Consider the following 20145-nt stretch of genomic DNA (forward strand, 5'->3'; position numbering starts at 1 on the left):
TTCACCGGGCCACGCTGAGCGACAGCGCGAACCGCCCCTCCTCGTCCGTCCACCAGTGCGTCAGCTCCAGCCCGGCGGCGCCGAGATCCTCGCGCACCTTCTCCTTGCGGAACTTCGCGGAGATCTCGGTGTGCAGTTCCTCCCCGTCCGCGAAGTCGACGGCGAGGCCGAGCGCCGGGATCTTCACGGTCTGCGCCGTACGCGAGCGCAGCCGCATCTCGACCCACTCGTTCCCGGCGTCCCAGAGGGCGACGTGCTCGAATCCGTCGAGGTCGAAGTCCGCGCCGAGTTCGCGGTTGACGACGGACAGCACGTTCTTGTTGAACGCGGCCGTCACCCCGGCCGCGTCGTCGTAGGCGGCCACCAGCACCGAGGGGTCCTTCACCAGGTCCGTGCCCAGCAGCAGGGCGTCGCCGGGCGCCAGCAGCGAGCGTACGGACGACAGGAACGCCGCGCGCTCGGCGGGCAGCAGGTTGCCGATCGTGCCGCCGAGGAACACCACGAGGCGCGGCCCCGGCGTGTCGGGCAGCGTGAGACCTCCCGTGAAGTCGGCGATCAGCGCGTGCACGTCGAGGTCCGGGCGTTCGGCCACCAGGGCCTGCCCCGCCTGGGTGAGGGCGCTCTCGCTCACGTCGACCGGCACGTACGTGTGCAGCCCGGACAGCGCGTCGAGCAGGTGCCGGGTCTTCTCGGACGAGCCGGACCCGAGCTCCACGACGGTGCGGGCACCGGTCGCCCCGGCGATCTCCCCGGCCCGGACACGGAGAATCTCCCTCTCGGCCCGCGTCGGGTAGTACTCGGGCAGTTCGGTGATCTTCTCGAAGAGCTCGCTGCCGTGCGCGTCGTAGAACCACTTGGGCGGCAGCGTCCTGGGGGTGCGGGTGAGGCCGTGCAGGACGTCGGCGCGCAGCGCCGCCTCCGTGGCGTCCTCGGGAAGATTGCGGGTGACAAGCAACGGGCTCACGTGCGGGGCTCCTTGGGTGGGGCGGGTGCCATGTGCGCCTGCGGCGCGCTCTGTTCCTGCGGGTCCTTGAGCGGGGTCAGCAGGACGTCGGTGCGGCTCGCCGCGAGCAGCGTGCGGTCCGGCACCTCCTGCCAGTGCGGATCGTCGTCGTACGGCTCGGAGGCCACGACGGTGCGGCGGCCCGGTTCGGCCAGGTACCACAGCGTGTCGCCCCAGGCGGTCGCGGTGATCGTCTCGCCGTTGGTGAGCAGCAGGTTGAGCCGCGATCCGGGAGCCGCCGCGGCGACCTCCAGGACCGTGTCCGACAGCGCCTGGCTCTCGTCGTCGCCGCCGGTGAGCCGGCTGAGGATGAGCGCCCACACGAGCGCCGAGTCGCAGCGTGCCTCCATCGACAGCAGGGCGGCGGCCGGCAGGGTCGTCGTGAGGCCGGCGAGGGAGTGCGGCCAACCGGTGACGGCGCCGTTGTGGCTGAACAGCCAGCGGCCCGCGGCGAACGGCGCCGCCGCGGCCTCCCCGTCGGCGCCCGCCACGGTCGCGTCCCGGACCGCCGCGAGCACCGCTCCCGAACGCACCACCCGCGCCAGGTCGGTGAAGGACTGATCGCCCCAGATGGGCCCGGACCGGCGGTAGCGGGCGGGCACGGGGTCCCCCTCCGCGTACCAGCCCACGCCGAACCCGTCGGCGTTGACCGTCCCGTGGCGCTGTCTGCGCGGAGCCCACGACTGGCGGTACAGGGCGTGCGGCGGTGCCACGAGCAGCGAGCCGAGCGGTTCCTCTGGCCCCAGGTACGCCACGTGACGGCACATCAGGCGGCCCCGTCACGGGCGGTGCGGAACCCGGAGAAGATCTGCCGCCGGATCGGGTAGTCCCAGTTGCGGAACGTGCCCCGGCAGGCCACCTGGTCCACGGCGAACGAGCCGCCGCGCAGCACCTTGTGCTCGGGTCCGAAGAACACCTCCGAGTACTCCTTGTACGGGAACGGGGCGAAGCCCGGATACGGCTCGAAGTCGCTCGCCGTCCACTCCCACACGTCGCCGATCAACTGCCGTACGCCGAGCGGGGACGCGCCGGCCGGATAGCTGCCGGCCGGCGCGGGGCGCAGATGGCGCTGGCCCAGATTGGCGTGGTCGGGGGTCGGGTCGGCGTCACCCCACGGGTAGCGCGTGGAACGGCCCGAGACCGGGTCGTGACGGGCGGCCTTCTCCCACTCGGCCTCGGTGGGCAGCCGCCGCCCCGCCCAGCGGGCGTACGCGTCGGCCTCGTACCAGCACACGTGCAGCACCGGCTCGTCGGGCGGCACGACCTCGGTCACGCCGAAGCGCCGGCGCAGCCACTGCCCGCCCTCCCGGCGCCAGTACAGCGGCGCCTCGATCGCGTGCTCGCGGATGTGGTCCCAGCCCCCGGGCGCCCACCAGCGGGCGTCCTGGTAGCAGCCGTCCTCGATGAAGGCCTGGTAGGCGGCGTTGGTCACCGGTGTGGTGTCGATGTGGAAGGCGGGGACCTCGCGCTGGTGCGCGGGGCGTTCGTTGTCCAGGGACCAGGGCTCCGCCGACGTGCCCATGGTGAACGGGCCGCCCGGCACCAGGACTTCGGCCGGCCCCGTGAAAGGGGGGCCGGCGACGGGGTCCGGCGCGGTCAGAGCCGCCGGCCCCCGGCGCAGCTGATGGGTAATCAGCATTGTCTCGTCGTGCTGCTGTTCGTGCTGCGCGATCATGCCGAAGGCGAAACCCGCCTCGGTCAGCCGCGTGCCCCGCAGCGTGCTGCCCTCCAGGACGTCCAGTGCCCGCCCGCGCACGTCCGCGGCATAGCGGCGGGCCTCCTCGGGCGGCAGCAGCGGCAGCGTCGGCCGCTCGGCACGCGGGTGCTCGAAGGCGTCGTAGAGACCGTCGATCTCCGGGCGCATCGGCTCCCGCCCCGCGACCGCGCGCAGCAGCCACAGCTCCTCCTGGTTGCCGATGTGGGCGAGGTCCCACACCAGCGGGGACATCAGCGGGGAGTGCTGCGCGGTCAGTTCGGGCTCCTCCACACAGGAGGTCAGGAGCGCGGTGCGGTCGCGGGCCGTCACCAGCGCGTCCAGGGCGCGCTCCCTGAGCGACTCCGGGTCCGTGAGGGGTTCGGCGGCGGTCATGTGCGGATGTCCTTCCCGTGGAACTGGTCGAGCAGATCGTCGGCGGGGCAGCGCCCCCGGGCCACATAGCGGCCGGTGAACCGCGCCACCGCCTCCCGCACCTCGCGGGAGGCGCCGAGGCGGGGCAGCGCCTCGGCCGCCGCCGCGAAACAGACGACGGCCGCCTCGTGCAGCTCGGGATCGGCGAGACCGCCGCGGGCGGCCTCGGCCCACAGCGGATTGCGCGGAGCGGACCGCGGACCGGCACGTTCCGCCAGGGGTTTCACGGTCCGGTACGCGGTCTCGGCGGCCTCGGCGTCGTCGAACAGCGCGGTCGTGACGGCGAGCGGCACGATCCACCCGTCGTCGCCCGGCTGCGCGTCGATCATGCGCAGTTCGAGATGCCCGCGCGGACGCACCGGCGGGAACAGGGTGGTGAGGTGATACTCCAGGTCGGTCCGGTCCGGCGGCGTGCCGGACCGGGTCCATTCCCGGAAGGTGAGGTTCTTCGGCGCCGGCCAGGGACCGCTCGGGCGCCGTACGCACATCACCGGCGCGTCCAGGACGTGCCGGGCCCAGGCGGCCCGCGGGTCCCCGCCGAGGGCGGGTGCGCCGGTCCTGCCGGGGTCCATCGCCGCCCACAGCGACTGGCGAGTGGAGCGCATGCCGGTCGGGCGGCCCTCCGCCATCGGGGAGTTGGCGAACGCGGCCACCAGGACCGCGCCCAGCTGGTGGGCCAGCCACCAGCGCCGCCCGTGTCCGAGCGGGCCCGGTTCCTCGTACCCGGCGTCCAGGCACACCTGGACGGAGGCGGAGGAGCACATCATGGCGCGGCCCTCGGGGCCGGCGCGGTCGAGGCAGCGCTCCATGGCGTCGTAACGCGGTTCACGGAGGAAGCGGCTCGGGGGGCGCCAGGGGTCCTGGCCGTATCCGCTCAGGCCCAGCCCCGCCTCGCTCAGCACCTCGCGTACGGCGGCGAGGTCGGCGGACACGGACCCGACGCACTCCATCAGGGAGGTGGCGGGGAGGGAGCTGAGCTCCAGCTGGCCGCCCGGTTCGACGGTGAGCGCCGAACGCAGGGGCAGGGTCCGCAGGGCGGCGTAAGCCCCTTCGAGTCGTGCGGGTGTTACCGGGAGCTGCGGGCCGCGCAGCTCGTGGACGAGCCATTCCACTTCGACGCCGAGGTAGCGGGGCGGTCCTGTCTTGAAGCAGATGCCCCGGACCAGCGCCTCCACCTCTGCTTCGGTGACCACGGAGCGGTGCTCCGTACAGTCACTCACCGAATCGGACATGTCGGGATCCTCCTGAGATGCCATCATGCCGCCGACCCGGCTTTCGAGGCGCCGGACCGGCTCGCTCGTACCACCCAAGACCAACCGAGCCGGTTCGCACAAGAGTGCAGATCGCCGCATTCGGGGTCCGGTGACCGGTGTACGAGCACCCGGAAAACTCTGTTGCGTCGCATGACCAGCATCGCTCACGATGCGTTCATGAGCACGACGGGGGAGCTCGCGCAGGGCGCGTTCGAGGCGTGTACGGGGGTCGCGCCATGAGCGCGCGGCTGCGCGGGATCGCGCATCAGACGGAGGAGATCGTCGCGGCGGGCCGGTACCGCGCGTCCGACGGACGCACGGTGTCGATCGCCGCGGCGGTCGAGGCCGCCCGCGCCGGCACCCGCCTGCACGGGCCGGAACCGGTGCGGACACCGCAGGTCAGCCCGGTGGACACGGTGGTCGAGGTCACGGGCGAGAGCAGCCTTCAGGCCGCCCGGCGCCTCGCCGGACCCGTCGCCGTGCTGAACTACGCCTCGGCCCGCAATCCGGGCGGCGGCTATCTGAACGGCGCGCAGGCCCAGGAAGAGGCCCTCTGCCGGGCCTCCGCCCTCTACACGTGCGTGCTGCGCTCCCGCGCGTTCTACGACCACCACCGCGCGCACCGCGACCCGTTCTACACGGACCGTGTCATCCACTCACCCGGGGTGCCCGTCTTCCGGGACGACCGCGGCCGGCTGCTGGACGAGCCGTACCCGGTCGGCTTCCTGACCGCGGCGGCCCCCAACGCCGGAGTCGTCCTGCGTACGGCGCCGGAGCGCGCCGAGGCACTGCCGGGGGCCCTCGCCGTCCGGGCCGAGCGCGTGCTGGAGACGGCGCTGGCCCACGGCTACCCGCGGCTGGTGCTCGGCGCCTGGGGCTGCGGCGTCTTCCAGAACGATCCCGCGCAGGTGGCGGGCGCCTTCCGGACCCTGCTGGGCGACGGCGGCCGGTTCGCCGGAGCGTTCGAGCACGTCGTCTTCGGCGTGCTCGACCGGACCCGGGGCTCGGTGACCCGCCGCGCCTTCGAGCAGGCGTTCGCCCTGAGCGAGGGGGCCCGGCTGTAGGGGGCCGTGCCGCCGGGGCCGTGTCCGCGTCCCCGGCCGGGCTGCCAGCGCCGGCCGTAGCGCTCCCGGCCGGGCTGTCAGCGCCAGCCGTAGCGCTCCCGGAGCCGGTGGACGACCAGATCGAACCGCATCCGGTCCAGTGCGCACGCCTCCCGGCGCATGCCGTCCTCGTGCAGGCGCAGGACGCGGTCCACGGCCACCCACGAGTCCCGCCCCGAGCGGTCCCAGGGCCCGCTGCCGATCGGCACCCACTCGCGCTCGCCGTCGTGCCGCCTGCTCGACAGCCGGACGGCGAGAAGCGTGCCCCCGGCCTCCCGCGCGACGACGAGCACCGGGCGGTCCTTGCCCCGGCCGTCGGTCTCCTCGTAGGGCACCCAGGTCCAGACGATCTCGCCGGGGTCGGGGTCACCGTCGTGCGCGGGCGAGTACTCGGTGCGCACCCGGCCCACCTCGCGCGGCTCGGCCTCGGTGGTCGCCGAGGGTCCGTGGCGGCCGGGGACTTCGTCGATGTTCGCAGTCACAGGCAGCACGGTAGGGCCCGCTCACGCCGCCCCGCCCCACGGGTCCCTACGACAGCGGCCGCGACCCCTCCCGACAGTGGCCGCGGCCTTCGTCCCGTCAGGGATGCCGGGCGTGCCCCCCGACCGGGATCAGTTCACTCGTCGCCCTTCTCCACCGGCACCTTCTGAGTGCGCGGCGGCACGAAGCCGTTGAGTCCGGCGGCTCCCTCGGCCGGCGTCCCGTTCTGGCTCATCGAGGAGAGCAGCTGACGGGCCAGGCCGAGCCCCGTACCGCCCATGGTGAGTGCCTTGGCGAACATGTCGGACATGCCGTCGGCGCCATTGAGGAGCACCATGTGCTCGACGTTGTTGAACGCGCTCGCTCCCGCCTGGACGATCTCCGGCCAGTTCTCGGCGAGTTGCTGGGCGACCACGGCCTCCTGGTTCTCGGCCAGGGCCGCGGCCCTGGCCGCGATGGCCTCCGCCTCCGCGAGCCCCTGCGCGCGGGTCGCCTCGGCGGCCGCGAGGCCCTTCGCCTGGGCGGCGGCCGCCTCGGCCTCACCCGTCGCACGGGTCGCCGTCGCGGCGGCCGCGCCCCGGGCCCTGGTCGCCTCGGCCTCGGCCCCGGCGGCCGTCTTGACGCGGGTCGCCTCGGCCGCCGCGGCGAGCTCCGTCTCCTTCGCCTTGGCCTCGGCGGCGGAGATCCGGACGTCGCGCTCGGCCTCGGCCAGCGTGCGCTTCTCGTACGCCTTCGCGTCCGCCGGCTTGCGCACGTCCACCTGGAGCTGCTGCTCACGGCGCTGCGCCTCCAGTTCGGCGACGCGGGTCTCCTGGACGACGACCTCCTGCCGGGACGCGGCGTCGGCGAGCGGTCCCGCCTGCCGGGACTTCGCCGCCGCCTTGTCGCGCTCCGCCTGGTAGCCGGCCTGGAGGATCTCGCTGTCCCGGGTCGCCTCCGACATCCGGGCCGCGGCCTGCTGCTCGGCCTCGGTGGCCAGCCGGTTGGCCTCGGCCTGCGCGATCCGCGCGTCGCGCTGCACGGCGGCGGCGTGCGGCATGGCGAGGTTCTTGATGTACCCGGTCGGGTCCTCGATCTCGTGGATCTGCAGCGAGTCGACGATCAGGCCCAGCTTCTCCATCTCCGTGCCGCAGGCGGCACGGGTCTGCCCGGTGAGCTTCTCCCGGTCGCGGATCATGTCCTCGACCGTCAACCCGCCGACGATGGACCGCAGATGACCGGCGAACACGTTGTGCACCCGCTCCGCCATCAGTTTCTGCTGATCGAGGAAACGGCGGGCCGCGTTGGCGATCGACACGAAGTCGTCGCCCACCTTGAAGATGACCACGCCCCGCACCTTGAGCGGGATGCCCTGGTGCGTCACGCAGTCCACGGACAGCTCGGTCTCGTTGAGATCCAACGACAGCTTGCGCACCGCCTGGACGCCGGGCGTCACGAGCGTGCCGCGTCCCGTCACGATGCGGAACCCCATGCCTTCCTCAAGGCCTTCGGTCCGATGCTTCGAACCGGAGATGATCAGTGCCTCGTTGGGCTCCGCGACGCGCCACATGAGCTTGAAGACCACAACGATGAAGATCAGTGCGAGGAGAACAGCCCCCGCCACGACGCCGACGATCATCGGCATACGCCCCCTTTGGATGGTGCCCTGTCGGCACCGAACGAAGGGGAGTGTGCTCCTGACGAGAGGCCGGGTACAGCAGTCGGCTGATCCTTGTTGCAATCTTGATGCCCAAAGCCGCTCACCTGGGCCGCGGAGGGCTCAACTGCCGTACGCCGCCGACACGTAGACCGTCCTCGGCGGCAGGTACTCCACCACCATCACCACCGTGCCCCGCTCGATGCGCTCCGTCGCGGCGGCCGGATACGCGAGGAAGTGCTCGGCGCCGCCACGCACCCGGACGATCACCTCGCCGACGAGCCCGGGCCCGACCGTGCCGGTGACCCGCCCCATCAACCCGACCATCGACGCATCACCCATGCCGACAGCGTACGGCCGCCGGGCCATCGGTCACCGCGGGTGCGCCCGACTCGCCAACTCGCCTACGCCGCGGCGGCATGCGTGGCGGCAGCGGGCGGGGGCCGGCGTTCGTGCCAGCGCTGGTCCGCCTCCAGTTGGGCGGCCAGCGACACCAGCAGCGGCTCGCTGTGCGCCGGGCCGAGGAGCTGGGCGCCCACCGGCAGCCCGTCCACGAAGCCCGCGGGGACGTTGACGCCGGGCCACCCGAGCACGTTCCACGGCCAGGCGTAGGGGCAGGCGGCGATCATCGCGCGGTCGGTGCCGAGCCCGCCGAGGTCCAGCATGGCGCCGATGCGGGGCGGGGGAGCGGCGGTCGTCGGCGCGAGGAGGACGTCGTAGGAGTCGAAGAGCGCGCCGATCCGCCGGTGCAGGGCGCCCTCCGTCCGGCGGGCGAGCCGCAGCGGGGTGCCGCCCAGCAGCCGTCCCAGCCGGGCGGCCTCACGGGTCCGCCGGTCGAGGAGGTCGGGAAAGGGCGCCTCGCGCACCCACTCGGCGATACCCGCGGTCGCGCGCGGCACGAACGAGAGCCCGATCCGTCCGTAACGCGGTTCGGCCTCCTCGACGACGTGACCGAGCACGGCGAGACGTTCCGCGAGGGCGACGACCCGGGCCCGTACGCGGGGATCGAGCCGCGCGGGCAGCGCGGTGAACGGCGGCCGCAACGAGAGCGCGATCCGCAGCCGGCCGGGATCGCGGTCCACCGCGTCGGACACGCGCAGCTCGGGCGGGCGGTGCAGATCGCCGCTGTGACAACCGCTCGCGGCGTCCAGGAGCAGCGCCGCGTCGGCGACCGTACGCGCCAGCGTCCCGTTGACGGTGATCCCCTGGAAAGCCTCGGGGCGCGGCCAGGTCGAGATGCGGCCGCGCTGCGGCTTGATGCCGACGAGATGTGTCCAGGCGGCCGGGATCCGGACCGAACCCGCGCCGTCGGAGCCCAGCGCGGCCGGCACCAGCCCCGCCGCGACCGCCGCCGCGGAACCCCCGGACGAACCGCCCGGGGTGTGCTCACCGTGCCAGGGGTTGCGGGTGGCGCCGAAGGCGGGCCCCTCGGTGAAGGGCCACTGTCCGAGCTCGCAGGTGTTGGTCTTGCCGACGATCACGGCGCCCGCCGCCCGCAGCCGGCGTACCGCCTCGCCGTCCCGGGCCTGGGGCGGGAACTCGCCCCGGCAGCCGAACGCCGTCGGCAGCCCCGCCACGTCCATGTCGTCCTTCACGGCCACCGGCACCCCGAGCAGGGGCCGCCGCCCGCCCGCCGCCCGTACCCGGTCGGCCGCGTCGGCCTCGGCCAGGGCCGCCTCGGCGCGCACCCGGCGAAAGGCGTTCAGCGACGGCTGGGTGGCCTCGATCCGGGCCAGCGACCACGCGACCGCCTCGCGCGCGCTCAGCTCCCCCTCGGCGAGCGCGCGGGCGCACTCCGCCAGACCGGGGACGGGGTCCGCAGCCATCCGGGCACCTCCGATACAGGGCGTCTGCCGAACGGTAGCGTCCGGGCGCCCACAGCGGTACGGGGTGTCGAACGTCGCTCTGTGAGGGGGGAGTTGATGCTCGTATACCCCCGCGGTCGCGTGCTTGGACACCGGATGTTCCCCCGGCGCAATGCGGCGCGCCGGGCTTCTGCAAGGATGCCGTACGTCATGGTGCAGATACCGAAAGACTCCGTCCCGCCGTCGCCCGCACCGCTCGCCGTGCCGACGAGCGCGGATGTGGCCCGACTGGCGGGTGTCTCCCGCGCGACCGTCTCGTACGTCCTGAACAACACGAGCGCCGTGCGCATCAGCGAGCCCACCCGCCGCCGTGTCCACGAGGCGGCCAGGGAACTCGGCTACGTCCCGCACGCCGCGGCCCGCAGCCTGCGCGCCGGCCACAGCCGCCTGGTCCTGATGCCCGCCCCGAACGTGCCGGTGGGCCCGCTCTACAGCCAGTTCCTCAGCGAGCTGCAAGGGGCTCTGGGCCGCCTCGACTACACCGTCGTGCAGTACGGCAGCGTCGGCCTGAACGGCGACGAGGCCGCCCGCGCGTGGGCGGAGCTGCGGCCCGTCGCCGTCCTGGTACCCGGCAGCGACCTCGGCCCGCAGGGCGTGGCCGTCCTCAAGCGCTCCGGCGCCCGGGCCGTCGTCACGCTCGGCACCCAGCGCGTGGAGGGCGCGCACGCGCTGCTGATGGACCACGCCGGGGTCGGCCACAGCGCCGGCGAGCACCTCGTCGCCCGTGGCCGCCGCCGTATCGGCGTGGTCGTCCCCGAGGAGCCCGGCTTCGAGGTCTTCTCCCGGCCCCGGCTCGACGGCGTACGGCGCGCCGTGCACGGCACGGACGCCGTGGTGACCGAGCTGCCGCTCGCCCACGACGAGGACTCGGCGGCCCGGCTGGCCGGAAAATGGCGGTCACTCGGCCTGGACGCGGTGTTCGCGTACAACGACGAGTACGCCATGCTGCTGATGCGGGCCCTTCAGGACGAAGGCATCGCCGTCCCCGAGGAGACGGCGGTGATCGGCGCCGACGACCTGATGCTCGGCAGACTGCTCCGGCCGCGGCTGAGCACCGTCCACATCGAGCTGCCGGCCGGCCGTGACCTCGCGGAGCTGGTCGACCGGGCGGTCCGCGAACCGGGCGCCGCGCCCCAGGCGCACGACGTGCTGGGGGCGAGGGTCGTGCACCGCGAATCGAGCTGAACACCGGGGAGGCACGTCATGTGCTCGGCGTCCTCGCCGATGTGGCGCCCTCCTGCGAGGAGTTGGTCTACGCCCGCGGGCTCCGGCGCGGTCCCATCACGGCCAAGTCGGTGACGCCCATGCGCAGTCACGTCCACGAACCGATGCGGTACGGGCTGCTCTTCCTCGCCGGGGGACGCCGCCCACATCGTGCCGCCGACGGGCGCCAAGGAGCTGAACCTCGCCGTGCTTGACGCTACGGGGAACCCTGTCCCCGCCGGGTGCGGCAGGCGACCCGTTTCTCCTACGACCTGACGCGGATGCTGCACACACGCCCGGAGGCTACTCGCCGCCCTGCCCGGGTTCCTGCGCCTGCTGTGCCTGCTGCTGGGCCACGGCCTTGCGGACCTCGTCCATGTCGAGCTTCCTGGCCTGGCCGATGACGTCATCGAGGGCCGCCTCCGGCAGGGCGCCGGGCTGCGCGAACACCGCGACCTGGTCGCGGACGATCATCAGCGTCGGGATCGACTGGATGTTGAACGCCTGGGCCAGCTCGGGCTGCGCCTCGGTGTCCACCTTGGCGAACACCAGGTCCGGGTTGGCCTCCGCGGCCTTCTCGTAGACCGGGGCGAACTGCCGGCACGGTCCGCACCAGGACGCCCAGAAGTCGATCAGGACGAACTCGTTGTCCGTGACCGTCCGGTCGAAGTTCTCCTTGGTGAGCTCCACGGTGCTGCTCATGGCGATTTCCCACTTCCTCGTGTCGGGGCCCGGGGCCCGGGGGCGAGCCGCTGTCGACAACGCTGCCCCACGGTGGCGTATTCCGCGCACGTACCCCTGCGGCCGGGGCGCACACCCCGTGTGGCCACGCCTCGCACCACCTATCAGACTGGCCCCATGACGGAAACGGAAACCATCGCGTACGACGTCGTGGTGCTCGGTGCCGGGCCCGTGGGGGAGAACGTCGCCGACCGCACCCGTGCGGCCGGACTCTCCACCGCGGTCGTGGAGGCCGAGCTGGTCGGCGGTGAGTGCTCGTACTGGGCGTGCATGCCGAGCAAGGCGCTGCTGCGCCCGGTCCTCGCCCGCGCCGACGCCCGCCGCGTGCCGGGACTGCGCCGGTCGGTGCAGGGCCCCCTCGACGCCGCCGCGGTCCTCGCCCACCGGGACTACTACACCTCGCACTGGAAGGACGACGGCCAGGTCGGCTGGCTGGAGGGCATCGGCGCCGACCTCTACCGGGGGCACGGGCGGCTCTCGGGAACACGCGAGGTGACGGTCGAGGGCGCGGACGGCGGACGGCGCGTGCTCACGGCCCGGCACGCCGTCGCCGTGTGCACCGGCACCCGTGCGTCGCTCCCCGGCCTGCCGGGCCTCGCCGAGGTCAAGCCCTGGACCAGCCGCGAGGCCACCAGCGCGCAGGCCGTGCCGGACCGGCTGATCGTCGTGGGCGGCGGTGTGGTCGCGGTCGAGATGGCCACGGTGTGGCAGGCGCTCGGCTCGCAGGTCACCCTCCTCGTCCGTGGTACGGGGCTGCTGCCCCGGATGGAGCCCTTCGCCGGAGAACTGGTAGCGGAGTCGCTGAAGGAGGCCGGCGCGGACGTGCGCACCGGCGTCTCGGTGACGTCGGTGACGCGCGAGGGACCAACGGTGGTGGCCGTCACCGACGGCGGGGAGCGCATCGAGGCCGACGAGATCCTGTTCGCCACCGGGCGGACGCCGCGCACCGACGACCTGGGCCTGGAGACGGTCGGTCTGGAGCCCGGCTCGTGGCTGCCGGTCGACGACACGCTCCTGGTGACCGGCAGCAGCTGGCTCTACGGCGTGGGCGACGTGAACCACCGCGCCCTCCTGACCCACCAGGGCAAGTACCAGGCCCGTATCGCGGGCGCCGCCATCGCCGCCCGCGCGTCCGGGGTGCCCCTGCTGGAGACGGACCCCTGGGGTGCCCATGCGGCGACCGCCGACCACGCGACCGTCCCCCAGGTCGTCTTCACCGACCCGGAGGCCGCGGCTGTCGGTCTCTCCCTCGCGGAGGCGGAGCAGGCCGGCCTCCGGGTCCGCGCCGTCGACGTCGACCTCGCCTCGGTCGCGGGCGCGGGGCTGTACGCGGACGGTTACCGAGGCCGGGCCCGGATGATCGTCGACGTCGCCCGGGAGGTCGTCCTCGGGGTCACCCTGGTCGGCCCCGGAGTGGGTGAGCTGATCCACTCGGCGACCGTCGCCGTGGCCGGCGAGGTACCGGTGAGCCGGCTGTGGCACGCGGTGCCCTCGTACCCGACGGTGAGCGAGGTGTGGCTGCGGCTGCTGGAGGCGTACCGGGACGCCTGAGCCGCGACAAGGGGGGTGCCGCCGGTCGGTGGCACCCCCGGCGCCGGGCCGGTGACGCGGGCTCCGGGCGCCCCTCGGGGACAGCTGGTTGCGTGCCGGGAGGCCGGGAGGCCGGGGTGCGGTCGGGCCTCGTCTCCGGTCTCCACCGGGCGTCCTGGTCGGCCCGGCGGTGCCGGTCAGTCCCGCGGACGCGTCCTGGTCAGTCCGGCAGTCCGAAACCGAGGGCCGCCGCGGCCTCGCGCGGAGTCGGCTGGGCCCAGCGCCGCACCACCGCCTCCGTCGAGGACAGCGAGCGCAGTTCCGCGCGGTCCAGGTAGAGCGTGCCGTCCAGGTGGTCCGTCTCGTGCTGCACGATGCGGGCGGGCCAGCCGGTGACGATCTCGTCCACCGCGCGGCCGTGCTCGTCCTGTGCCGTGAGCCGGACGCGGGCGGCCCGGGCCACCACCGCCTGCCAGCCCGGCACGCTGAGGCAGCCCTCGAAGAACGCGGCCCGGTCGGCGCCGACGGGCTCGTACGACGGGTTCACCAGCACCCGGAAGGGCTGCGGCACCCTGCCGCGCGCCAGCCGCACCTCCTCCGGCACCGGCGCCGGGTCCTCGATCACCGCGATCCGCAGCGGTACGCCGACCTGTGGCGCGGCGAGCCCCACGCCGGGCGCCGCGCGCATCGTCTCGCGCAGCGCGGTCACGAAGCGGTCCAGCAGCCTCGCGTCCAACTGGCCGTCGAAGGGCTCGGTTTCGCGCCGCAGCACCGGTTCACCGGCGGCGACGATCTGCAACGGGCCCGCGCGGGAGAGGAGTTCCTCCACCTGGTCGGTCAAGGAGCGGGAGGGGCCGGGGTCGTGTTCGGATGCCATCGGGCCAGGATGCCAAGCCGGGCGGCACGGCGCGAGGCGAGGCCTCGGCGGGATCACGCACCGGAGCCCAGGGCGCTGACCACGGCGGGCGGCGCTTCGTCCTCGCGCTGTCCCCGGCCCGGCGCGCGGGTGCTGCGCGCGCTTCAAGTCGAACATGCAACCGGGCGGGTGCCCGATCGGAGCGCCTTGCCGGGCGCCACGTCGCGGCGAGGACCAACCTGTGTGCTCAGGCGGGCTGACGGAGTGCGCTGACCAGTGCGCGCGGGTCGTCTGCGTGGAAGCGGATGGTGTGGGCCTCTTCCGTGGCGCCGAGCGGGCGGGTGAAAGGGAGTGGCCGGTTCAGCTCCAGGGTCACCGAGGTCTGGCTGCCCACGATCAGGTCGAGGACCCCGTCCTCGGAGAGGGTGATCAGGCCGCCTTCGGGATAGCGCCGGTCGACCCGGACCGAGGCCACCGCGTCCGGCGGTACGGCGAGGTCGAAGAGGGCTCCGTAGCGGATCCGCAGAGAGCCGTCGGGGCGCACGACGTGCGGCCGGGTGACGCAGGCGGCGTGCAAGGCCAGCACGAGGACGACGCCGTACAGGTCGAGTACCAGGACTACCCGGTGGACGACCGGCCAAGGTATCAGGAAGGCCAGGCCCACCGTCTCGATGACCATCACGAAGAGCAGCCCGTACATCATCGCGGTTTGGGGCCCGGTGTACGCGGCAGCGAGGTCCCCGGGGCGCACCCCGTGCGTGCCGCGCCGGACCCACCGCCCCAGGGAGGCGAGGGCGCGCAGCTCGTGGAGGACCAAACGGCGGACCGTCACCGGCACCGCCTCCCGTACGGCGGCTCGCCGCGCCGCCCGGCGGTCCGCGCCGCGGGCGCGCGCGGCGACGTACAGAGAGCGCAGCACCCAGGCGTCCAGCAGCAGCACTGCGAGCACCAGCGCCTCGGCGCCCGCCAGCGCCCATCCGGGCGGCCGGACCCCGGTCACCAGGCAGGCCGCCAGGGCCAGTTCCCCCGGCAGTACGGCGGCTACCGCGACCCGCGCCGCCCGTACGCCTTTTGGCCGGCCGCTCATCCCCGGCCCCTCTCCATGAAGGCGTCCATGAGCCGGCCCACGACTTCCGCCTGCGCTGGGGTGTACTCGGCGAGAAGCGCCTCCTTGAACCCCGTCACGACCACCCCGTCCTCGGGGATCGCGGCGAACAGTTCCTCGGGGACGGCTGCCATCAGGTCAGCTGCCAGCAGTGCGATCCGCGGATCGTCGACAGGGGCTTCGGCGAGAGCGTCGAGGCGCTCATACAGTTCGACAACCGCGGGATCGGCGACCAGCGTCCCGAGCAGCCCGAGCATCTCCTGGTTACCGGTGCTGGTGGCGTCCAGCAGCGTGAGGTACTCGCGGTCCTTGGCCGCGCTCGGCGAGTCTGTTCGGGGGGCCTGTGCCAGCAGTGCGGCGAGGGCGGGTGAGACGGGCCCGGTCGCGCCGGGCGGCTCGGCGAGCAGGGCGCCGAGCCGGCAGCGGCGCTCCCGGATGTCGGCTTCCTGGCGGGCCAGGTCGGCGTCGAGTTCTTCCAATATCTCGGTCAGCTCGCGCCCGGCATCGTCGGCGAGTGCGTCGCGCACTTCATCGAGGCTGAGGCCGAGTTCGGTGAGCCGGCGCACCCGGGCGAGCAGGACGGCGTCGCGGACGCTGTAGGCCCGGTAGCCGTTGGGGCGCCGCTCCGGTTCCGGAAGCAGACCGACATGGTGGTAGTGCCGGATCGCCCGGGTGGTGAGCCCCACGAGCGCGGCGATCTCTCCGATTCGCATGCCGCCAGTAGAAACCCTGCCGTTGCGTCAAGGTCAAGCGCTGAAAGTATCGTCGGGTGCGAAACGATTCGAACGTGTCTGCATACCGGAGTGGTACGTCTTCGCCAGCGCACGTATCTGGCCAGAGTCCGCTCCCGCTACCCCTCGTCGTCCTCGTCGAGTTTCACTTTGTCCGGGTCGCGAAGAGGGCGTAGGGCGCCGCCAGCCGGGGTGGAGGCGGTGAAGCTGTAACGGCCCAGGACGTTGAGGTTGCGGTGCTTGAGCGGGGACAGACGGGCGATGTCCTCGTCCCGGATCTCGTCACCCTGGGCACGGAGCCGGGCGACGGCGGCGTCGATGTACCGGGTGGTCCAGAGCACCAGCTCCAGTTCCTCGAACAGCACCTTCGCCGCCCGCGCCAGGGTCCGCGACGCCTTCTCCAGCTGCGGCAGCGTCGAGAGCCGTTCTTTGTCGGTGGCCCGCTTCGCCGTGCTGATCAGTCTCGTCGCCATCAGTCGCTCCGCCGGACCTGGAGCCCGCCGAGCGCGCCACGCTCGACCAGGGCGTGACCATACGACGCGGCCAGGGTTACACCCTGCGCGTCGGGCACTCGACGACCCGGCCCGTCATTCGATGGAGCTCGACCTCGTGCCGCAACTCCAGGATCACGAAATACGTGGTCAGGGCCTGCGACCGACCCAGCCGGGTACCACTCGGAGAATCCCGCAGCACCTTCCCGAAGTACGCGTCAGCGTCGGCCGCCTCCATGTCCCACAACGGTCGGCCGAACCAGGTCCTGATCTGGTCCAGGTGCCCGACATCCCCGCGGATGTGCGCCGGACGCGGACCCCGGGGGCGCCGGTGAGGGCGGTGGCGGTACCAGGACTGACGGCGCCTGGCAGGAAGGGGCCGGGAACCGCGGTCCGGCCGGTCGTTCGGGTGACCGGCCGGGCGCTGGGCTCCCGGCCTCTCCGGGTGACCTCCCAGGGTCTGGCGTGACCGCGGGGGAGGCCGGCGGTCACAGGCGGTCGAAGTCCCCCGCGAGCGCCGAGGCGATCCTGAGGTGCGACTCCGCCTCCTCGTGCCGGCCCTGGCGTTCGAGGGTCCGGCCCAGCATCAACCGGGCGTAGTGCTCGACCGGGTCGCGCTCGACGAGGATCCTCAACTCGGACTCGGCGCGGCGAAGTTGGGCCGAGTGGTAGTACGAGCGCGCCAGCAGCAGCCGGGGACCCACCTGCTCCGGCACCTCCTCGACCAGCCCGCCCAGCACCCGCGCCGCAGCCGCGAAGTCCCTGGCGTCGAAGAACATCCGCGCGCGCTCCCAGCGCTCCGCGGCCGTCCCGTGGTCGTAGTACGTCATGTCCACTGCTGACCTCCTTCGGCGGCGACAACGAGGGCAGGTGGTTGAATATTCCACTACGCTGCGAGTTCCGGCCGTCGGACCTCGGCCAGGACGGGGTGAAACGCGTATGCCGTCAGGTTTGTGCGCAAGTGCCCGGCAATGGGCGGGCCGACCGGCTGACGACAGGTCCCGGACGGGACTAGGTTGGGCGTCATGAGCAATCTTGATCGCGAGGCGGTTCCCGCACTGTGCGGCGGCCGTGGTTTCGTGGTGGCGGAGCCGGTGCGTGAACTCCTCAGCCCCCGCCGGGTCCAGCTCGGCGAGGCCACCGAGGTCCGCCGCCTGCTGCCGAACCTGGGCCGCCGCATGGTCGGCGCCTGGTGCTTCGTCGATCACTACGGACCCGACGACATCGCGGACGAGCCCGGCATGCAGGTCCCGCCGCACCCGCACATGGGTCTGCAGACGGTCAGCTGGCTGCACGAGGGCGAGGTGCTGCACCGCGACTCGACCGGCAGCCTGCAGACGATCCGCCCGCGCGAGCTGGGCCTGATGACCTCGGGCCGCGCCATCAGCCACTCCGAGGAAAGCCCCAGGTCGCACGCGCGCCTCCTGCACGGCGCGCAGCTCTGGGTGGCCCTCCCGGACGGACACCGGCACACCGACCCGCGCTTCGAGCACCACGCCGGACTGCCCACGGTCACCGCCCCCGGCCTCACCGCCACCCTCATCCTCGGCAGCGTCGACGGAGCGACCTCGCCCGGAACGACGTACACCCCGATCGTCGGCGCCGACCTCCGCCTGACCCGCGGCGCCGACCTGCGGCTGCCCCTGGAGCCGGACTTCGAGTACGCCGTGCTCTCCATGTCCGGCGAGGCGCACGTCGACGGGGTCCCGCTGCTGCCCGGCTCGATGCTCTACCTCGGCTGCGGCCGCAGTGAACTCCCCCTGCGTGCCGAGTCCGACGCTGGACTGATGCTCCTGGGCGGGGAGCCCTTCGAGGAGGAACTCATCATGTGGTGGAACTTCATCGGCCGCACCCAGCAGGACATCGAACAGGCCCGCGAGGACTGGATGACCGGCTCCCGCTTCGGTGAGGTCAAGGGTTACGACGGCGGTCCGCTGCCCGCGCCCGCGCTTCCTCCGGTGCCGCTGAAGCCGCGCGGCAGGGTGCGCTGACCCTCTGGGTCCGTCACGGGAGTCGGGCCGCGGGCCCCTCCCCGCGGCAGACATCCCAGGCCGAGGCAGCCGACGACATCAGCTCCGCCAGCTTGTCCAGACTCTGGGACCAGCCCTCCTCGTGCAGAGCTCGGCGCCTCTCGGTGGCGAAGTCGCCCTGGCTGAGGACCAACTCGACCCGTGTGCCGCCGATATCGCGGAGTGACAGAGTCACCACCGTCTCCCGGTCCTCGGGATCGGGTTCCTCCCACCGGAAGGTGTAGGACAGGCGTTCCGGGGGGTCCACCTCGACGAATTCCCCCACCAGGAAGAACGGATCGCCCTGCGGAGGCCGCATCGCGATCCGGTAGCCACCGCCTGGCCGGAGGTCACTCTCCACACTCGGGATGGTGAACCCGTCGGGGCCCCACCACTTGACCAGTTCCTGCGCTTCGGTCAGCGCACGGAACACGTCCGGGCGCGATGCGCGCAGGACCCGGTCCAGACGCAGCCTCGGCCCGCCGTCGTGCGTCATCGCGAACCTCCTCCGCCGAGGGCGCCGAGACTGACCGCCATGCTCATCGTAAGGACCCATGCCGCAGGCCGCGATCTCGCCGGCGGGACATGTCCGATGCGCTGACGGTCCGGATCGCGGGCCGCGCTCGCTGCGGCGGCGGCTGAGTACGACACCCTCCGCCGGCCAGCGCCACAGCGGCCCCGGTGACGGCCAGGGGGCGGTGTGGTCTGACGGGAGGCGCCGGGTGAGTCCGCCCGGTCCTGCCCGTCCCGGCCTCCCCGGGGCCTCTCAGTGCGCGTGCGCCCGCGCCGCCGTCCTCCACACCTCGGCCGCCAGATCGATCATCTCCGCGTCCTGTGCCTGCTCCGCGAGTGCCGTGAGGTCCGCGGTCGCCGTCTTGTCACCCTCCGCCAGGCGGATCTGCGCGCCCAGCATGCGGTAGCGGATCCGATCGCGGTAGCTGAGCAGGAGCGCGTCCTGATCGATGCTGTCGCAGAGGGTACGGGCGGTTGCGAAGTCGCCCTGCGCGTAACGGAGTTGGGCTGTGAGGAAGGTGTACTCCTGCTGGTTCGCCGGGGTGCCCACCAGGTCGAGGGCAGGTTTGACCTCCGCCAGATAGTGCTCGACGGCGTCGAGGCGCAGGGGGCCGGCCTGGAGCTTGAGCGCGGCGGCTGCCAGCCGCAGGCGCATCCACAGCGCGAGGTCCTCACGGCTGCTGACCGCCGCGAGGGCCCTGTCCAGGAGCAGGCCGGCGCGCTTGTGGTCGCCGATGCGGGTGGTGACGGTGGCCGCGGCCCACCAGGCCTCTGCGGCGACGGAGCCGGTGCGGTCGCCGAGAGAGGCGCAGATCTCTTCGCTCATGCGCTTCGCCTCGGCCAGGTCGCCCAGTTCGGCCGCGGTGGAGACGAGCAGGATCCGGAGGCGGGTGGTGTCGTCGGTGCCGAGACCGACCTCCTGCGCGAGACGCAGACCTTCCCGCGCGGTGGCGCGTGCGTCGTCGATGCGGCCGAGGGATCTCTGGCATCGCGCGAGGCGCAAGCGGGCATGGACGAGGAGCACGGGGTGCCCGAGCTCCTCGCTCACCTGTACGAGCTGCCGGAGGTTGTCGTACTCCTCCTGGCGCTGCCCTTCCTCGCACTGGAGCTTGGCGAGTTGGGCGTACGCCTGCCACCGCAGGGTGGGGTCGGCCTCGGTGTCCGTCTCCAGTGCTTGTTCGAGCTGGTGCCGGAGTGCGCACTTGTCGGCCGACTCCCACAGTGCCGCCGTGGTGGCGAGGATGTCCGACAGGCCGGTGGCTTCGACCTCGTCGAACATGCTGAGCGGAACATTGAGTTTGGCGGCGAGAAGTTCCACGCTCTGCGGTGTGGGCGGGCGGGACCCCGCCTCCAGTCGCGACACGTAAGCGGCCGACATGCGGGGACCGGTGAGGCTGGCCTGGGTGAGCCCCTGCTGCTGTCGGAGCTGACGGAGGCGGCGGCCGAATGCCGGCTGCTCAAGCATCTTCATTCCTTACGGACAGCCCCGTCCTCGATT

At 73.0% G+C, this 20145-nt stretch carries 19 protein-coding genes and 2 pseudogenes; 5 read left to right on the forward strand and 16 right to left on the reverse strand.

What is annotated here, in order from left to right; genetic code table 11:
* Position 1 precedes the first annotated feature (1 nt).
* Genes egtD through egtA form a run of 4 tightly spaced genes read right to left on the reverse strand, consistent with a single transcriptional unit; the run spans position 2 to position 4363 of the window.
* Positions 2 to 964, reverse strand: a complete 963-nt coding sequence (gene egtD / locus AC0ZLC_RS16575; RefSeq protein WP_476752719.1) for an L-histidine N(alpha)-methyltransferase — start codon at positions 962 to 964, stop codon at positions 2 to 4.
* Entirely contained in the window at positions 961 to 1770 is an 810-nt protein-coding gene (gene egtC / locus AC0ZLC_RS16580; protein ID WP_476752720.1) for an ergothioneine biosynthesis protein EgtC, read from the reverse strand. Before egtC ends, egtD begins: the two co-directional genes overlap by 4 nt.
* Positions 1770 to 3092 carry an ergothioneine biosynthesis protein EgtB gene (egtB, locus tag AC0ZLC_RS16585; protein WP_476752721.1) on the reverse strand — a complete coding sequence of 441 codons (1323 nt, stop codon included), beginning with the start codon at positions 3090 to 3092 and terminating at the stop codon, positions 1770 to 1772. Before egtB ends, egtC begins: the two co-directional genes overlap by 1 nt.
* Entirely contained in the window at positions 3089 to 4363 is a 1275-nt protein-coding gene (gene egtA / locus AC0ZLC_RS16590; RefSeq protein ID WP_476752722.1) for an ergothioneine biosynthesis glutamate--cysteine ligase EgtA, read from the reverse strand. The genes egtB and egtA overlap by 4 nt, the downstream gene beginning before the upstream one ends.
* A 257-nt stretch (positions 4364 to 4620) precedes the next feature.
* On the opposite strand from egtA, the gene AC0ZLC_RS16595 reads away from it, so the two are divergent.
* Positions 4621 to 5448 carry a TIGR02452 family protein gene (locus tag AC0ZLC_RS16595; RefSeq protein WP_476752723.1) on the forward strand — a complete coding sequence of 276 codons (828 nt, stop codon included), beginning with the start codon at positions 4621 to 4623 and terminating at the stop codon, positions 5446 to 5448.
* Positions 5449 to 5525: 77 nt separating this feature from the next.
* Here the strand turns inward: AC0ZLC_RS16595 and AC0ZLC_RS16600 are convergent, their stop codons facing one another.
* The 4 genes from AC0ZLC_RS16600 to AC0ZLC_RS16615 all read right to left on the reverse strand — a co-directional run bounded on the left by AC0ZLC_RS16600 (position 5526) and on the right by AC0ZLC_RS16615 (position 9429).
* Positions 5526 to 5969, reverse strand: coding sequence for a type II toxin-antitoxin system PemK/MazF family toxin (locus tag AC0ZLC_RS16600; protein WP_476752724.1), 444 nt, complete (start codon positions 5967 to 5969; stop codon positions 5526 to 5528).
* A gap of 134 nt (positions 5970 to 6103) precedes the next feature.
* Positions 6104 to 7591, reverse strand: a complete 1488-nt coding sequence (locus AC0ZLC_RS16605; RefSeq protein ID WP_476752725.1) for a flotillin family protein — start codon at positions 7589 to 7591, stop codon at positions 6104 to 6106.
* A 135-nt stretch (positions 7592 to 7726) separates the two neighbouring features.
* Positions 7727 to 7945 (reverse strand): hypothetical protein, encoded by a 219-nt coding sequence (locus AC0ZLC_RS16610; protein WP_476752726.1) that lies wholly within the window; start codon positions 7943 to 7945, stop codon positions 7727 to 7729.
* A gap of 62 nt (positions 7946 to 8007) precedes the next feature.
* On the reverse strand, positions 8008 to 9429 hold the full coding sequence (locus AC0ZLC_RS16615; protein WP_476752727.1) for an amidase: 1422 nt from the start codon (positions 9427 to 9429) through the stop codon (positions 8008 to 8010).
* 189 nt (positions 9430 to 9618) lie between these two features.
* Here AC0ZLC_RS16615 and AC0ZLC_RS16620 point away from each other — a divergent pair, with 189 nt between their 5' ends.
* Together AC0ZLC_RS16620 and AC0ZLC_RS16625 are read left to right on the forward strand one after the other, a co-directional pair.
* Positions 9619 to 10653, forward strand: coding sequence for a LacI family DNA-binding transcriptional regulator (locus AC0ZLC_RS16620; protein WP_476752728.1), 1035 nt, complete (start codon positions 9619 to 9621; stop codon positions 10651 to 10653).
* 23 nt (positions 10654 to 10676) lie between these two features.
* A pseudogene (locus tag AC0ZLC_RS16625) lies at positions 10677 to 10979 on the forward strand (FAD-dependent monooxygenase); the annotation flags it as partial.
* Here AC0ZLC_RS16625 and trxA read toward each other — a convergent pair.
* On the reverse strand, positions 10975 to 11373 hold the full coding sequence (gene trxA, locus AC0ZLC_RS16630) for a thioredoxin (RefSeq protein WP_476752729.1): 399 nt from the start codon (positions 11371 to 11373) through the stop codon (positions 10975 to 10977). The pseudogene AC0ZLC_RS16625 and the gene trxA sit on opposite strands and share 5 nt — an antisense overlap.
* 156 nt (positions 11374 to 11529) lie before the next feature.
* Here trxA and AC0ZLC_RS16635 point away from each other — a divergent pair, with 156 nt between their 5' ends.
* The gene (locus AC0ZLC_RS16635) at positions 11530 to 12963 is read left to right on the forward strand and encodes a dihydrolipoyl dehydrogenase family protein (RefSeq protein ID WP_476752730.1); all 1434 of its coding nucleotides are present in this window, start codon (positions 11530 to 11532) and stop codon (positions 12961 to 12963) included.
* A 199-nt stretch (positions 12964 to 13162) separates the two neighbouring features.
* On the opposite strand, the gene AC0ZLC_RS16640 is transcribed toward AC0ZLC_RS16635, so the two are convergent.
* The 5 genes and pseudogenes from AC0ZLC_RS16640 to AC0ZLC_RS16660 form a co-directional block, all read right to left on the reverse strand.
* Positions 13163 to 13819 carry a peptide deformylase gene (locus tag AC0ZLC_RS16640; RefSeq protein ID WP_476752731.1) on the reverse strand — a complete coding sequence of 219 codons (657 nt, stop codon included), beginning with the start codon at positions 13817 to 13819 and terminating at the stop codon, positions 13163 to 13165.
* 226 nt (positions 13820 to 14045) lie between these two features.
* Positions 14046 to 14885: a hypothetical protein gene (locus AC0ZLC_RS16645; RefSeq protein ID WP_476752732.1), complete on the reverse strand. Its 840-nt coding sequence runs from the start codon at positions 14883 to 14885 to the stop codon at positions 14046 to 14048.
* A complete protein-coding gene (locus AC0ZLC_RS16650; protein ID WP_476752733.1) occupies positions 14882 to 15616 on the reverse strand; it encodes a MerR family transcriptional regulator in 735 nt (244 codons plus the stop codon). The genes AC0ZLC_RS16645 and AC0ZLC_RS16650 overlap by 4 nt, the downstream gene beginning before the upstream one ends.
* 137 nt (positions 15617 to 15753) lie before the next feature.
* Positions 15754 to 15978 (reverse strand): annotated as a pseudogene (locus AC0ZLC_RS16655) (Tn3 family transposase); the annotation flags it as partial.
* A 635-nt stretch (positions 15979 to 16613) separates the two neighbouring features.
* Entirely contained in the window at positions 16614 to 16961 is a 348-nt protein-coding gene (locus AC0ZLC_RS16660) for a tetratricopeptide repeat protein (protein WP_476752734.1), read from the reverse strand.
* Between the two features lie 189 nt (positions 16962 to 17150).
* Here AC0ZLC_RS16660 and AC0ZLC_RS16665 point away from each other — a divergent pair, with 189 nt between their 5' ends.
* Entirely contained in the window at positions 17151 to 18116 is a 966-nt protein-coding gene (locus AC0ZLC_RS16665; protein ID WP_476752735.1) for a pirin family protein, read from the forward strand.
* Between the two features lie 13 nt (positions 18117 to 18129).
* On the opposite strand, the gene AC0ZLC_RS16670 is transcribed toward AC0ZLC_RS16665, so the two are convergent.
* Positions 18130 to 18630, reverse strand: coding sequence for an SRPBCC family protein (locus AC0ZLC_RS16670; protein ID WP_476752736.1), 501 nt, complete (start codon positions 18628 to 18630; stop codon positions 18130 to 18132).
* A 270-nt stretch (positions 18631 to 18900) separates the two neighbouring features.
* A complete protein-coding gene (locus AC0ZLC_RS16675; protein ID WP_476752737.1) occupies positions 18901 to 20112 on the reverse strand; it encodes a helix-turn-helix domain-containing protein in 1212 nt (403 codons plus the stop codon).
* Positions 20113 to 20145: the final 33 nt, after the last annotated feature.

This window comes from Streptomyces sp. GLSS-08 (assembly GCF_056387915.1).

Bases quoted from the DNA above. Each gene is read 5' to 3' on its own strand.
- AC0ZLC_RS16605 (WP_476752725.1), bottom strand. From the start codon at position 7,591: ATGCCGATGATCGTCGGCGTCGTGGCGGGGGCTGTTCTCCTCGCACTG.
- AC0ZLC_RS16620 (WP_476752728.1), top strand. From the start codon at position 9,619: ATGGTGCAGATACCGAAAGACTCCGTCCCGCCGTCGCCCGCACCGCTC.
- AC0ZLC_RS16615 (WP_476752727.1), bottom strand. From the start codon at position 9,429: ATGGCTGCGGACCCCGTCCCCGGTCTGGCGGAGTGCGCCCGCGCGCTC.
- egtC (WP_476752720.1), bottom strand. From the start codon at position 1,770: ATGTGCCGTCACGTGGCGTACCTGGGGCCAGAGGAACCGCTCGGCTCG.
- AC0ZLC_RS16675 (WP_476752737.1), bottom strand. From the start codon at position 20,112: ATGCTTGAGCAGCCGGCATTCGGCCGCCGCCTCCGTCAGCTCCGACAG.
- AC0ZLC_RS16670 (WP_476752736.1), bottom strand. From the start codon at position 18,630: ATGACGCACGACGGCGGGCCGAGGCTGCGTCTGGACCGGGTCCTGCGC.
- AC0ZLC_RS16665 (WP_476752735.1), top strand. From the start codon at position 17,151: ATGAGCAATCTTGATCGCGAGGCGGTTCCCGCACTGTGCGGCGGCCGT.
- AC0ZLC_RS16645 (WP_476752732.1), bottom strand. From the start codon at position 14,885: ATGAGCGGCCGGCCAAAAGGCGTACGGGCGGCGCGGGTCGCGGTAGCC.
- AC0ZLC_RS16635 (WP_476752730.1), top strand. From the start codon at position 11,530: ATGACGGAAACGGAAACCATCGCGTACGACGTCGTGGTGCTCGGTGCC.
- AC0ZLC_RS16640 (WP_476752731.1), bottom strand. From the start codon at position 13,819: ATGGCATCCGAACACGACCCCGGCCCCTCCCGCTCCTTGACCGACCAG.
- AC0ZLC_RS16610 (WP_476752726.1), bottom strand. From the start codon at position 7,945: ATGGGTGATGCGTCGATGGTCGGGTTGATGGGGCGGGTCACCGGCACG.
- egtA (WP_476752722.1), bottom strand. From the start codon at position 4,363: ATGTCCGATTCGGTGAGTGACTGTACGGAGCACCGCTCCGTGGTCACC.
- trxA (WP_476752729.1), bottom strand. From the start codon at position 11,373: ATGAGCAGCACCGTGGAGCTCACCAAGGAGAACTTCGACCGGACGGTC.
- AC0ZLC_RS16595 (WP_476752723.1), top strand. From the start codon at position 4,621: ATGAGCGCGCGGCTGCGCGGGATCGCGCATCAGACGGAGGAGATCGTC.
- AC0ZLC_RS16650 (WP_476752733.1), bottom strand. From the start codon at position 15,616: ATGCGAATCGGAGAGATCGCCGCGCTCGTGGGGCTCACCACCCGGGCG.
- egtB (WP_476752721.1), bottom strand. From the start codon at position 3,092: ATGACCGCCGCCGAACCCCTCACGGACCCGGAGTCGCTCAGGGAGCGC.